This is a genomic window from Mesorhizobium sp. M0207, assembly GCF_040321995.1.
Classification (GTDB): domain Bacteria; phylum Pseudomonadota; class Alphaproteobacteria; order Rhizobiales; family Rhizobiaceae; genus Mesorhizobium.
This window is the reverse complement of record NZ_JAMYSQ010000001.1, coordinates 414,819-427,826: the sequence shown is the minus strand read 5'-3', so window position 1 is coordinate 427,826 and position 13,008 is coordinate 414,819. Positions and strand designations below refer to the sequence as shown.

Sequence of the window (13,008 nt, the reverse complement as noted above, 5' to 3'; positions counted from 1 at the left end):
CCCCTTCGGGCGTAATCTTCCCGAAGCGGACCGAGTTCGCTTAGTCACCGATCAACGATTGGTCAGGAAAATCGCTTCCTCGTCGTCGCGCTGCCTGCCGCCAAGTGCTGCAGCCGCGCTGGCAATGAAGGCCCCGACGACCAGCGACAGCGCGCCAATCAACGAGAAGGTCGCGCCTGCCTTTCTGGCGGTGTCGGCCGCCTGCTGGGCCTTGACCTTGGCGTCCTGCGCTCTGGCGATTACCGTATCGACGCGAGCGGTGGCATCCGCTTCGGACAGGCCTGTGCGGGCGGCCACCAGCCGCGATAGATAGGTCTTGTCGTCGGCCGATATTTCGCCTGCTGCGGCACTCGCGATTAGAATGCGCGATGCCTGCGCCGTTGCCGCAGCGTCGCTCTCCGGATTGGCGGCAGCGAGCCTTGCCGGATCGGCCGGGCGGAACAGCGTATCGACGAAATACGATGTGGCGTTGTCAGTCGAGGCGCTAGCAGCACCTGCCGAAGCGCCCATTGCCGCGCCCGATGCCACAGTCGAAGCAGCCTGGACACCGGTACCTATCGCGGCCGAAAGCGCCGTGCCGAGCACGCCGGCGACGAGCAGCGTCGCCAGCGCCCAGGCCAGGAAGCCGTGAGCGGTATCGCGGAAGAAGACTTCATCGGTGTGGATGCCGACCCATTTGGTGCGCAGGCGTCCGGCGAGGTAGCCACCCAGGGCCGAGGACAGCCACTGCACGACGATCAGCCAGACGGCGGTGGAAACGGCGAAAGTGGTGACTGACGCACCCGAGCCGGACCATGGCGACACCATGCTCAGCCCAAGCCCGGAGCCGAGCAGCATCAAGATGAAGGTAAGCGTTGACGCAGCAAAGGCGCCGGCGACGATTGGCCCCCAGCTGACAGCAGTGGAAGCGGATTCCGTCGGGGCGGAAACGTCGACAGCTGTTACGGTGGACTGCATCGAAGCCTCCCTACCGTGCGAACAGCATGATCAGAATAATGATCGGAATTGGGACTCCGAGAAGCCAGAGCAAAATGCCACGTCCCATGGATGCCTCCTGCGGCGATTGTGATCAACTACAATGCCTTGAAAGCCTTTCCGTTCCGGCGGTCCTGGTGATCTTTGTTGCGTTGCAGCAGTCGTATTGGTGCGCCAAGGCGCACCAATACACTTCATGCCTGCTGGCTGGGTATCTGGATGGCGACTCAAATGTCCAGATTGGCAACCGACAGCGCGTTTTCCTGGATGAATTCGCGCCTTGGCTCGACCTCGTCGCCCATCAGCCGTGAAAACAAGCTGTCCGCATCAGTCGCGTCATTGACCTTGACCTGTAACAGCGAGCGCACATTCGGGTCGAGCGTCGTTTCCCAGAGCTGCTCGGCGTTCATTTCGCCAAGGCCCTTGTAGCGCTGCATGGTCAGGCCCTTGCGGCCGGTGGCAAACACGGCATTGAGCAGTGCCAGCGGCCCCGAAATGGTTTCCGAGACATCCTTGCGGCGCAGCACCGGCGGCTCGCCGTAGATTTCCGCCAGGCGCGGCGCATAGCGGTCGAGCTGGCGTGCGTCGGCGGAATTGATCAATGCCAGGTCGAGATGCGCGAACTCCTTGACGCTGCGCACCGTTCGCTCGAAGACATAGCCGCCAATGCCCTCGTTCGAGGTCGACATGCGGCCGATCCAGCCGCGCTCGGTGTCCTCGGCGATAATGTCGAGACGACGGGCAACACGCTCGGCCGTTTCGTTGGCGCGGCGGAGGTCGGTGAAGATCTCCGGGTTGAGCGCGCCGGCAATCGCTGCCTGCTCGACCACGCCTCTGTTATAGCGCGTGTGCAATCCGTTGATGAGCTGGCGGACAGCCAAGGCGTCGTCGATGGCGCTGCGCAGGTCCTGTCCAGCCCGCACCTCGCCTGTGCTGAGCGCAAGCGACGCTTCTTCCAGCCCGGAGCCGATCAGGAATTCCTCGAAGGCGGCTTCGTCCTTGATGTATTGCGAGCTCTTCCCGCGCGTCACCTTGTAGAGCGGCGGCTGCGCGATGTAGAGATGCCCGCGTTCGATCAGTTCCGGCATCTGCCGGAAGAAGAAGGTCAGCAGCAAGGTGCGGATGTGGGCGCCGTCGACATCGGCGTCGGTCATCAGGATGATCTTGTGGTAGCGCAGCTTGTCGGCGTTGAACTCGTCCTTGCCGATCGAGGTGCCGAGCGCGGTAATCAGCGTGCCGATCATGTCGGAGCCGAGCATGCGGTCGAAGCGGGCGCGCTCGACATTGAGGATCTTGCCGCGCAGCGGAAGAATGGCCTGGTTCTGGCGCGAACGGCCGCCTTTGGCCGAGCCGCCGGCGCTGTCGCCCTCGACGATAAAGATCTCGGATTTCGCCGGATCGCGCTCCTGGCAATCGGCCAGCTTGCCGGGCAGCGAGGTGACGCCGAGCGAACTCTTGCGGGTGATGTCGCGTGCCTTGCGCGCGGCTTCGCGCGCGGCAGCGGCCTGGATGACCTTCTCGATGACCGCCTTGCCCTCGGTCGGGTGCTCCTCGAGCCAGGTGCCGAGCGCTTCGTTGACAAGCCCTTCGACCACCGGGCGGACCTCGGACGACACCAGCTTGTCCTTGGTCTGCGAGGAGAATTTCGGGTCGGGAACCTTGACCGACAGCACCGCGGTCAGCCCTTCGCGGCAATCATCGCCGATCAGCGCCACTTTTTCCTTCTTGGTCAGGCCCGAGGAGTCGCCATAGCCGGTTATCTGGCGCGTCAGCGCACCGCGGAAGCCTGCCAGATGCGTGCCGCCGTCGCGTTGCGGGATGTTGTTGGTGAAGGCCAGCACGTTCTCATGGTAGCTGTCGTTCCACCACATGGCGACTTCGACCGTGATGCCGTCGCGCTCGGCGCGGATCGAGATCGGCTTGTCGAGCAACGGCTTCTTCGTCCGGTCGAGATATCGGACGAACTCTTCGAGGCCGCCATCGTAGTGCAATTCATGGCGCATGATGTCGGCATGGCGGGCATCGGTCAAAACGATGCGCACGCCGGAGTTCAGGAAGGCGAGTTCGCGCAGCCGATGCTCCAGCGTACCGTAGTCGAATTCGACCATGGTGAAAGTCTCGGACGACGGCAAAAACGTGATTTCGCTGCCGCTGCGCCCTTCATAGGTGCCGGGGACCTTGTCTTGTTCATAACTGCCGGTGATGCGCAGCGGCGCGTCGGCATTGCCATGCGTGAAACTCATCTCGTAGATCTGGCCGTTGCGGCGGATCTTCAGTTTCAGCCAGGCCGACAGGGCGTTGACGACCGACACGCCGACGCCGTGCAGGCCGCCTGAGACCTTGTAGGAGTTCTGGTCGAACTTGCCGCCGGCATGCAGCTGCGTCATGATCACTTCGGCCGCTGAAATGCCTTCGCCGGTGTGGATATCGGTCGGAATGCCGCGGCCATTGTCGATGACCGTCACCGATCCGTCCGGATTGAGCGTCACCGTCACCAGGTCGGCATGGCCGGCCAGTGCTTCGTCGATGGCGTTGTCGACCACCTCATAGACCATGTGGTGCAGGCCCGAGCCGTCGTCGGTATCGCCGATATACATGCCCGGCCGCTTGCGAACGGCATCCAAGCCCTTCAAAACCTTGATGGAATCGGCGCCGTATTCGGCTTCAACGCCGTTGGCGATGTCGGTCTGGTCGCTCATGAAAACCTGTCTGATTGATGCCGTGTGCAGAGCGCGAAAAATCGGCTTCGAATCGCGCATTTCTAATGTCGTAGATATAGGCGCAAAAGGCGGTTTTTCCAAGGTTTGCAGGCATTTCGGAACGGAATGACCATCGCGTGAGCAGGCTATCGGCGCCTGGCTTCGATCCTGGCCAGCCGCTCACGTAAAAACTTGATCATGAACTTGTGGCGCGGTGCCAACCGCCCGCTCCGGTCGAGCTCGAGCGTCATGTCGAGCGCCTTGGAAAGCACAGCCTTCGGGTCCTTTGCGACTTGGGCGTAGTCGATATAGGCGACCACCAGGTCGCGCTGCCAGGTGGCGTTGTCCGGATCGGACCGGGCAAGTTTCTCGCGAATGGCCAGGCTGTCCTGAAGGGCTTGCCGGGCGCCCCTGACGTCGCGCTGCCTGAGGCGCAGCGTGGCGACTTCGGACAGCGTTATCGACAAGTCCCGCTGCCAGTCGGAATTGGCGGGATCGAGCTTGGCCAGCCTCTGCGCAATCGCGTAGCTGTCCAGATAGGCTTTCAGCGCGCCTTTGTGGTCGCCCTGTATCGCCAGGATGCCGGCGACTTTCTCGATGCACACGGACAGGTCGCGCTGCCATTCGGTGTTGTTCGGGTCGCCGGCGGCGAGCACGCTGGCCTGCGAAAGTGCCTCACGATAAGCCGAAAGTGCCGCCGGCCAATTCTGCTGGTCGCTCAGCGCATTGCCGATCTTGGCGTTGCCGACCGACAGGTCGCGCTTCAACTCGGTGTCGTCCGGATCGCGTTTCGCCAGTTGCTTGACGATCGCCAGACCTTCCTTGTAGGCCGCCAGCGCCCCGGCGGCGTCGCCGCGTTCGCGCAGCAGGTCGCCTATCGTATCGTGGCTGACCGAGACGTCACGCTGCCGGTCGGCGTCTCCCGGTTTGTCCGCCGCCAGCGCCAGCCGCACCTTCAGGCTCTCTTCATAGGCCGCCTGTGCGTTGTCCAGTTGGCCTGCGATATGGGCAAGGTGACCGATCTCATCGTAGGTGATGGTCAGGTCGCGCTGCAGTTCGGCACGGTCCGGTTCTCCGGCGGCGAGCTGTTTCTTGATCGACAGGCTTTCCTGGTAGACCTCTGCGGCGCCGGCCAGATCGCCTTGCGTCGCCAATACGTTGCCGATCTTGTCGTCGGCCATGGCGAGGTCGCCGAACCACTCCAGATTGTCCGGTTCTGCCTCGGTCAGGCCCTGCAGAATGGTCTTGGCGGTCTCATAATTCTGCAGCGCTGACGGCAGATTGCCTTGCGCCATCCGCACGTTGCCGAGCTTGACGTGGCTGACGGCGAAGTCGCGCTTCACGTTGAGATCGGTTTCATGATGCGACCGCCGCTCGAGATCGGCTTGCAGCGCCTCGAAGGCACGGCCAGCCGCATCGATATTGCCGACCGTGGTATACAGCTTGCCGAGCTCGTCCAGCGTGCGGATCAAGCGGTCGGCGTCGTCGAGCGACAGCACCACCTGTCCGGCTTCGTCATAAAGCGCGAGCACGGACTCATAGTCCTTGATGGCTGTGGCGTAGTCGAGGTCGGCGCGCGCCGCCCCGCCGGACAAATAGCGCGTTGCGGCCTCGGAGAGCGTGCGGCTGACGAAATTGGCCTTCAAAGCGTTGCGAGAGACACTGTCGATCTCGGCTGCCTCGGCGAGCTTTTTCCGCGCCGCATCGAACGCTCCCAGCGAAAGCTGCTCTTCGGCCTGCCGGCGCAACGCCGACACTCTGAGATCGTCGGATCCAAGCGTCTGCATTTCGCTCCGCACCTTGACGAAGGCGTCGGCTGCCTCACGCAGCCTGGCGTTCAGACTGTCCGCGGAGAGGTGGCCGGCATCGGAACTGATCAACGCGCCATAGAGCGGTGCCAGCGGCATGTCGGCGTCGCTGGCGATCTTCTCCACTTCGCCGCGCATCTGAGGCGTCACCTCGGCCATGGCCAGCAACAGGCGTTCGCGTTCCGGCAATTTCTCCTTGGCCGAGGCGGCAAAGAACAGCTGCGGCAGGCCGCTCTCGACATAGGGCAATTGCTTGCCGCGCGAGAGGTCGTAAACCTCCTGCTGCACGAGCGTCAGCACGGAGCGGATCTCGAGACCTTCGGTGCCGAGGTATTTCGTCAGCGCCGCGGTAAACGGCGAATTCTGGTCCGTCCCATCCGCGGCGGTCTCGCCGGGCGCCGCCGAGAAGGCAAACAGGATGTTTTCTGCCCGCCCGATGCGGCCAAGACCCGGCCGGACCTTGTCGCTGACCTCTTTTACCAGCGCCGCTGCGCCGCGGCCTTCGCCGCCCGTAGCCGCAAACGGATCGCTGCGGCAGGCATCGAGCACGATCAGTCCGACCTTGCTGGTGGCGGCGACGGTCGCGCGGATCTCCTCCAGCGGCAGGCTGGTCCGTTCCAGCGTAGCGAGCGACGACGCGTCTGCATCGACCGGCAGGAGCCGATTCTCGCCGGCTATCTCGACGCCGTGGCCGGAGAAGAACACCAGTGCCACGTCGGCGCCTTTGGCATCCTCGCGGAAATCGTCAAGCGCCCGGCGCATGCGCCGCAGGTCGCGGTTGGTTTCGAGGAAGACCTCGAAACCGAGCTTCCTCAGCACAGTTTCCATGATCTCGCCGTCATTGACGGGATTGGCGAGCGGCCGGATCAGCCGGTAGTCGTTCTCGGCGATGACCAGCGCAGCGCGCCGCTCCGCCATTGCAGCGGAGGCCGTCGAGAGGATCAGCAGCAAGGCAAACAGAAAACGCAAATCGAACCGCCCCGGCCCGGTCATTTGCCGGAGCATTCCATCTCTTTATGGCATGAGCAAGTTATGGCATCGGCCAGTTCGGCCGTTCGCGTTGTTAGCTGGCGCGCATCGGCCTCAGCGCTTCGCTCCAGCGGAACAGCTCGTCCAGCATGGTCCTGGCCCCGCCGAGCACCTGCTCGCTGGGCAGGAAGGCGCCGGTCTCGTCGAGCAGCTTCTGGTACATCGGCAGCGCCACGCCTTCCGGAATCGGCATGACACCGACGGCGGTCAGCAACGGTTTGACCGCCTGCGCCGCTCGCAAACCGCCGGAGACACCGCCGTAGCTGAGGATGGCGGCCGGCTTGTATCGCCATTCCCTGAGCAGGTAGTCGACCGCGTTGACGATCGCGGGAGCGGTGAAATAATTGTACTCCGGCGCCACGAAGACGAATGCGTCGGCTGCGTCGATTGCTTTCGACCAGGCTTTCGTGTGGCTGTTTTCGTATTTGCCGAGTCTCGGATGATGCGGCTCGTCCAGCACCGGCAGGTTGAATGCGGCGATGTCAGTGAGCACCGGCTCGAATTTGCCATGCTCGCGCGCAAAGCTCTCCAGCCACTTTGCGAAAGCGGGTCCGGCGCGGCCCGGCCGCGTGCTGCCGATGATGACGTTCAACTGGTGCTTCAAGGCAGGCTCCCGCCGGTTCTGACATCTGTGGTGCTGCCACCTAAGACACGCAGCCGGACACAGCAAGCAGGCACTTTCCGGTGCCCGGGTCACATTCCAGAGAGCGGATGCATCACCTTGTCGTCCGGTCACATGGACGCCTGCCTTGCCCGCCACTACATTGAGGTGTCAGCGGAGCAAGCCATGGACAGTCAGCCCGTCCCCTTCGTCCCGCCGGCGCCGAAGCCGCGCACCGCGCCGCCTTCAACGCTGGAGATGATCCGCATCGTCTACCGCAATCCGCTCGAACTGTGGGGTGAGGCGACCTACAACGAGCCCTGGATTTCGGTGAACGGCGTCGGGGGACCGCTGGTCATCGCCAACGATCCCGGCCTCATCCGCCATGTGCTTGTCGACAACGCCAAGAACTACAAGATGGCCACGGTGCGCCAGTTGATCCTGCGGCCGATCTTGCGCGACGGGCTGCTGACCGCCGAGGGCGAAGTGTGGCGGCGTTCGCGCAAGGCGATGGCGCCGGTGTTCACGCCGCGCCACATCTTCGGCTTCGCCGAGCCGATGCTGAAACGCACGCTCGAATTCGTCACCCGTTACGAGCAAGGTGGCACGTCGGATATCGCCCACGACATGACGCTGCTCACCTTCGACATCCTGGCCGAGACACTGTTTTCGGGCGAGATATCGGGCGAGCCCGGCAGCTTCGCCAAGGAGATCGATCGCCTGTTCGAGACGATGGGCCGGGTCGATCCGCTCGACCTTTTGCGTGCGCCCGACTGGCTGCCGCGCCTGACCCGCATCCGCGGCCGCAAGACCATGGCCTACTTCCGCAAGATCGTCACCGACACGGTGCAGATGCGCGAGGCGCGGCTGAGGCGCGCTCCGGACACCGTGCCGCAGGATTTTCTCACGCTGCTGTTGAAGGCGGAGGGACCGGGCGGGCTGACCCGGGCCGAGGTCGAGGACAACATCATCACCTTCATCGGTGCCGGCCACGAGACTACGGCCAGGGCGCTCGGCTGGACGCTCTACTGCCTTGCCGAAGCGCCGTGGGAGCGCGAAAAGATCGAGCACGAGATCGATGCGGTGTTGGCGCGTGAGCCCGACCCGACGAAATGGCTCGACGCCATGCCGCTCACCCGCGCCGCCTTCGACGAGGCGCTCAGGCTCTATCCGCCGGCGCCGTCGATCAACCGCGAACCGATCGAGCCCGAAACCTGGAACGGCCTCTACATACCGCGACGTGCTGCGGTGCTGGTGATGCCGTGGGTCGTCCACCGCCATCGGAAATTGTGGGACCGGCCGGACGCTTTCATGCCGGAACGCTTCCATCCGGGAAACCGCGAAAAGATCGATCGTTTCCAGTATTTGCCGTTCGGCGCCGGCCCCCGCGTCTGCATCGGCGCCAGCTTCGCCATGCAGGAGGCAATCATCGCGTTGGCGATCATGCTGTCGCGCTACCGTTTCGACGCCACCGCGGAAACCCGCCCCTGGCCGGTGCAGAAGCTGACGACGCAGCCGCAAGGCGGCCTGCCGATGCAGGTCACCCGGCGCGCCTCGTAGGCAACCGGACGTCCGTTCGTATTATGCGGCGGACTTGCGTTGGAACTGGCCGGCGGCGCGGTAGCGCCAGAGATAGCTGGGCAGGATGGTTCCGATCGACCGTGGCTGGATCCCGAGGCCGGCGAGCGTCCGGTTGTCCTTGACGGCGGCTTCCGACACGACATTGTGCTGGCGCAACAGCAGGACCTGGTCCTTGGTCAACAACGGATTGGGCAACAGCCCGAGAATTGATGCCTGGAGGTTCGCCAGCCACCATGGCACGGGCAGCAATAACCGCTTGCGTTCGATGATGATAAGCAGCTGTTGCATGCATTCCTTGAAGGTAAGCACTTGCGGCCCGCCGAGTTCATAGATCCGGCCGCCCTGGACCTTGCCGTCGACCGAATGCGCCACCGCTTCGGCGACGTCGCCGACATAGACCGGCTGGAATTTCGTCTGCCCGCCGCCGATCAGCGGCAGCACCGGGGAAAAGCGGGCCATGTTGGCAAAGCGGTTGAAGAAACCGTCCTCCGGCCCGAAATTGATCGATGGCCGCAAGATCACGGCGTCTTGGACCGTCTCCAGAACGGCCTTTTCGCCGAGCGCCTTGGTACGCGCGTAGTCCGATTGCGCGTGGAGATCCGCTCCCAGAGCCGAGATGTGGGTTAGGCCGGCGCCGACGGCGCGCGCCGCTTCAGCGACAGCGCGCGCGCCGAATTCGTGGACGGCAGTGAATTTCTGCCGACCGGCCTCATGCGCGATCGCAACCAGATTGACGACATGGTCCGCGCCTTGCACGGCGCGGTCGACCGACCAGCGCACCCGGACATTGGCCTGCACCGGCTGGATCTGCCCGACATTGCCGAGCGGCTGCAGGTGACCGGCGAGATCGGGCCGACGGCAGGCAACCCGGATGCGGTAGCCGCGCTTGGCCAGCGCCCGCACGACATGACGACCGACAAAGCCGGAGCCGCCGAAAACGACGACGAGCTTTGGGGTCTGAAGGATTTCGGTCATGGCTGGCTCCGGCGGGCTATCCAGATGGTTTGGTTTGAAGCCGTTTCATAGTCGGTTTCGCGCCAAAGGCAAAGGGCGACCATAGGTCGCCCGGCACTCTTGAAGCATGATTTTCCGGATCCGTTCGAAGTGGCAGAAAACGCCGTCGAGGCCCGGCTTTACGGCAACTCCATCAGGAACAGGAACCTTTGTTCGGTCGGCGATTTTAGATGTATGGTTTGATTTCGAATGGAGGATATTCCGATGACGACAAAATGCGTTGCGATCTTCGCTATGGCTTTCGCAACAGGCTGCAGCATTGGTGCCTCGGCATTCGCGGCAAACCGGCATCACCACCAAGCTCAACCCGAGCGCTACGTTCCCGCCAACGGCGACATCATCGACATTCTGTTCGGTGGCCCGCGCTACTATGACAACCACCTGTTCACGACGGCCGCCGAACCCTGCTCCTACAACAGGGTAGGGCCGGACGCGAATGCGGCGAACGTCATCAACGATCATTATTGCGGGAAGTAGGCTCGCGCTACCGGATCGGCCGGCGTTCTCAGCCGCTCATCGGACAAACGAATTTCTTCAGGACGAATAGCGGGCGGCGAATTCGGAAATGCGCTGCACCACGGCTTTCGGCGCGCTTATGCCGCGCGCCGCCGCCTTCTCCGCGGCCTCGGCCCGGGCACGCCCCGGCACATGCACGCCATAGCGCCGCCGCAGCCGGTCGAGTTGATCCTTCATCCGCTTTTCGAAGTCCGGATCGAGCAGCTTGGGCTCGACGGCAAGCACGAACAGGCCGGTCCCCGGACTGTCCGGCCCGCCGCTGAACCATGGCGCATCGAGCGACCAGTTGGCGCCCGACAGGCCCGCAGCCAGCACCTCGACCATCAGCGCGATGTTGGCGCCGCGCTGGCCGCCGAAGGCAAGCATGGCGCCCTTCATTGCAGCTGCCGGGTCCGTGGTCGGATTGCCGCTCGCATCCAGTGCCCAGCCTTCGGGTATCTTCTTGCCGTCCTCGGCCGCCTTGCGGATGTTGACGAAGGCGGTGGCGCTCGACGATTGGTCGATGACCAGCGCCGCCCCGTCGGCGGGTGCCGCAAAGGACATCGGGTTGGTGCAGTAGACCGGCTTGACCGAGCCCGAGCCGGCAAGCACGGCCGGGCCGTTGGTGGCGGCGAACGACACCAATCCCTGCGCGGCCAGCCTTCCGGTGAAATAGCCGAGCGCGCCGCACGTATAGGCATTCTTCTGCGAAAAAATCGCGACGCCGAACAGCCGCGCCGCCTTGGCGAGTTCATCGATCGTGCGGTCGAAACCGGTATGCGCCAGTCCGCCGCGCGCATCGGAGAGATAGACCGCGAGCGCCGGCCTGGTGATCACCGGATCGGCGTTGCCGTCGATGCGGCCGGCTTCCAGCGCTTCGAGATAATCGATGAAGTGCGACAGCCCAACGGTCGACAGTCCTTCCGCCTCGGCCGCGACGATCGAGGCAGCCAGCGACTGCGCCGCCTCTTCGTTGGCGCCAGCGCCAAGTGCGGCCATCCGGCACAGCCCTGTCGCCTGGTCGAGACTGAGTTGCATTGTGATTGCCATGAATATCTGAGGGAATGGGTGAATGGTGAGTGGGATTTAGCCGGAAACACTACGGGCTACTCACTACTGACCATTCACCATTCACCTAACCAATCTTGTTCGGAATCCGCGCCTCGATCTTGCCCAGGGTGAAGACGAGGATGCCGGTAATCGCCATATAGATCAACGCCAGGAGCAGCAAGGGTTCATAGGTGAGGTAGGTATCCTGACGCACCTTTGAAGAGACGGCGAATATGTCGATCACGCTGATGGTCGCCACCAGCGGCGTCGATTTCAGCTGCAGCACGATTTCGCCCGTCAGTGTCGGCAGCGCGCGGTAGAAGGCCTGCGGCAGCCAGATTCGCCGGAAAATCCTCCAGCGGCTCATGCCGAAGGCGCGGGCGGCTTCCAATTGGCCTTTCGGTACGCCGGCAAAAGCGCCTCGCATCACCTCGCCCTCATAGCCGGCGAAGGACAGCGTCAGCCCGAGCACGCCATAGGGCCAAGCCTGCCTCAGATAGGGCCACATCCAGGACTCGCGAATCCATGGATATTGTGGAAACAGCGAGCCCAGCCCGTAATAGAGCAACCAGAGCTGCAGCAGCAGCGGCGTTCCCCTGATGACCGTGCAGAAGGCCTTGGCGGGCGCCGCGAACCAGAAAGAGCCTGCGGCCTGTGCCAGTCCGAGCGGCATGGCGAGCAGGAAGCCCAGCATGCAGGTGACGGCAAGAATCCACAGCGCGCGCCAGATGCCGAGCAATCCCATCCCGTAATATTTCGGCAGCCAGTCCCAGCGCATGAAGACGGCCGCCGCCAAAACCAGCCCCAGCGCGATCAGGATCAGCGCGATACGATGCGGCTTCAGCCACAGCGAAGCGCGTGCGGCTATCTCGACGGCCGCTTCGCCAGTCATCGCCGGGCCAGCCATCACCGGGCCTCCTTGAGCGACGGCATGCCGCGGCGGGCCCATGTCTCGATGCGGCCGATGATCAGATTCGAAACCAGCGTCAACAGAAGGTAGATCGCGCCGGCGGCGATAAAGAATGTCAGATAGGCTTTGGTCACGCCGGCCGCCTGCCGTGTCGCCAATGTCAGCTCGAAAAAGCCGACGACCGCCAGCAGGGCTGTGTCCTTGGTGGCGATCAGCCAGAGATTGGCAAGGCCGGGTATGGCGAAGGGCAGCATCGCCGGCAGCGTGATGCGCCGCAGCAGCAGGCCGGGAGACATGCCATAGGCGCGCGCGGCTTCGATCTGGCCCTGCGGAATGGCGAGGATCGCGCCGCGGATCACCTCGGTCGAATAGGCGCCCTGGACGAAGCCGAGCACGGCAATGCCGGCGGCCAGCCCGCTAATGTCCATACGCCGATAGCCCGTTGCCGTCAGCATCTGATTGATCAGGTCGGTGCCGGCGTAATAGAGCAGAAGGATCAGCACCAGCTCCGGCACGGCGCGCACGACGGTCGTATAGACTGCCAGGAGATCGCGCACCACCGGACCACCATACAGCTTGCCGGAGGCGCCGCCGATGCCGATCAAAAGGCCGAGACAGGTGGCGCCGACCGCAATCTCGATCGTATGGAGCAGCCCGACGATGAGCGTTCCACCCCAGCCCGGCGGCACGGGCGAGAGAAGCGCGATGGCAGAGGCGGCCCAAGCCGGAACAAATGCGTCGATCAGCGTCGCCCTCGAATTGCTGGCGCTAAAACCGCCGGCGATTTCCGCCCGCGGAAGCTCGCGTCGATGGATTTCGACCAACCACGCGGCTCTATCGGGGCCG

Annotated in this window: 10 protein-coding genes; 2 read left to right on the top strand and 8 right to left on the bottom strand. The window is 63.7% G+C overall.

Annotated elements, in window-relative coordinates:
- Nucleotides 1–51: 51 nt before the first annotated feature.
- The 4 genes from NKJ15_RS01930 to NKJ15_RS01915 all read right to left on the bottom strand — a co-directional run bounded on the left by NKJ15_RS01930 (nucleotide 52) and on the right by NKJ15_RS01915 (nucleotide 7,115).
- Nucleotides 52–957, bottom strand: a complete 906-nt coding sequence (locus tag NKJ15_RS01930) for a hypothetical protein (RefSeq protein ID WP_352813861.1) — start codon at nucleotides 955–957, stop codon at nucleotides 52–54.
- 245 nt (nucleotides 958–1,202) lie between these two features.
- The gene (gyrB, locus tag NKJ15_RS01925; RefSeq protein ID WP_352578576.1) at nucleotides 1,203–3,674 is read right to left on the bottom strand and encodes a DNA topoisomerase (ATP-hydrolyzing) subunit B; all 2,472 of its coding nucleotides are present in this window, start codon (nucleotides 3,672–3,674) and stop codon (nucleotides 1,203–1,205) included.
- Between the two features lie 146 nt (nucleotides 3,675–3,820).
- Nucleotides 3,821–6,487, bottom strand: coding sequence for a caspase family protein (locus NKJ15_RS01920; RefSeq protein WP_352813860.1), 2,667 nt, complete (start codon nucleotides 6,485–6,487; stop codon nucleotides 3,821–3,823).
- Between the two features lie 58 nt (nucleotides 6,488–6,545).
- Nucleotides 6,546–7,115 (bottom strand): NADPH-dependent FMN reductase, encoded by a 570-nt coding sequence (locus NKJ15_RS01915; protein ID WP_352681479.1) that lies wholly within the window; start codon nucleotides 7,113–7,115, stop codon nucleotides 6,546–6,548.
- A gap of 183 nt (nucleotides 7,116–7,298) precedes the next feature.
- Between NKJ15_RS01915 and NKJ15_RS01910 the strand changes: the two genes are divergently transcribed.
- On the top strand, nucleotides 7,299–8,672 hold the full coding sequence (locus tag NKJ15_RS01910) for a cytochrome P450 (protein WP_352469893.1): 1,374 nt from the start codon (nucleotides 7,299–7,301) through the stop codon (nucleotides 8,670–8,672).
- Between the two features lie 21 nt (nucleotides 8,673–8,693).
- On the opposite strand, the gene NKJ15_RS01905 is transcribed toward NKJ15_RS01910, so the two are convergent.
- Complete coding sequence (locus NKJ15_RS01905; RefSeq protein WP_352813858.1) at nucleotides 8,694–9,668, bottom strand: complex I NDUFA9 subunit family protein; 975 nt, start codon at nucleotides 9,666–9,668, stop codon at nucleotides 8,694–8,696.
- Nucleotides 9,669–9,896: 228 nt separating this feature from the next.
- Here NKJ15_RS01905 and NKJ15_RS01900 point away from each other — a divergent pair, with 228 nt between their 5' ends.
- Complete coding sequence (locus NKJ15_RS01900) at nucleotides 9,897–10,184, top strand: hypothetical protein (protein ID WP_352813857.1); 288 nt, start codon at nucleotides 9,897–9,899, stop codon at nucleotides 10,182–10,184.
- 57 nt (nucleotides 10,185–10,241) lie between these two features.
- Here the strand turns inward: NKJ15_RS01900 and NKJ15_RS01895 are convergent, their stop codons facing one another.
- The 3 genes from NKJ15_RS01895 to NKJ15_RS01885 all read right to left on the bottom strand — a co-directional run bounded on the left by NKJ15_RS01895 (nucleotide 10,242) and on the right by NKJ15_RS01885 (nucleotide 12,824).
- Nucleotides 10,242–11,240 (bottom strand): Ldh family oxidoreductase, encoded by a 999-nt coding sequence (locus tag NKJ15_RS01895; protein ID WP_352813856.1) that lies wholly within the window; start codon nucleotides 11,238–11,240, stop codon nucleotides 10,242–10,244.
- 97 nt (nucleotides 11,241–11,337) lie between these two features.
- Nucleotides 11,338–12,144, bottom strand: coding sequence for an ABC transporter permease (locus NKJ15_RS01890; protein WP_352814109.1), 807 nt, complete (start codon nucleotides 12,142–12,144; stop codon nucleotides 11,338–11,340).
- Between the two features lie 14 nt (nucleotides 12,145–12,158).
- Nucleotides 12,159–12,824: an ABC transporter permease gene (locus NKJ15_RS01885; RefSeq protein WP_352814107.1), complete on the bottom strand. Its 666-nt coding sequence runs from the start codon at nucleotides 12,822–12,824 to the stop codon at nucleotides 12,159–12,161.
- Nucleotides 12,825–13,008 lie beyond the last annotated feature (184 nt).

What these genes read in the sequence shown, in the direction of transcription:
- NKJ15_RS01930 (WP_352813861.1), bottom strand. Translation starts at nt 957, where the DNA reads ATGCAGTCCACCGTAACAGCTGTCGACGTTTCCGCCCCGACGGAATCC.
- gyrB (WP_352578576.1), bottom strand. Translation starts at nt 3,674, where the DNA reads ATGAGCGACCAGACCGACATCGCCAACGGCGTTGAAGCCGAATACGGC.
- NKJ15_RS01920 (WP_352813860.1), bottom strand. Translation starts at nt 6,487, where the DNA reads ATGCTCCGGCAAATGACCGGGCCGGGGCGGTTCGATTTGCGTTTTCTG.
- NKJ15_RS01910 (WP_352469893.1), top strand. Translation starts at nt 7,299, where the DNA reads ATGGACAGTCAGCCCGTCCCCTTCGTCCCGCCGGCGCCGAAGCCGCGC.
- NKJ15_RS01905 (WP_352813858.1), bottom strand. Translation starts at nt 9,668, where the DNA reads ATGACCGAAATCCTTCAGACCCCAAAGCTCGTCGTCGTTTTCGGCGGC.
- NKJ15_RS01900 (WP_352813857.1), top strand. Translation starts at nt 9,897, where the DNA reads ATGGAGGATATTCCGATGACGACAAAATGCGTTGCGATCTTCGCTATG.
- NKJ15_RS01895 (WP_352813856.1), bottom strand. Translation starts at nt 11,240, where the DNA reads ATGCAACTCAGTCTCGACCAGGCGACAGGGCTGTGCCGGATGGCCGCA.
- NKJ15_RS01890 (WP_352814109.1), bottom strand. Translation starts at nt 12,144, where the DNA reads ATGACTGGCGAAGCGGCCGTCGAGATAGCCGCACGCGCTTCGCTGTGG.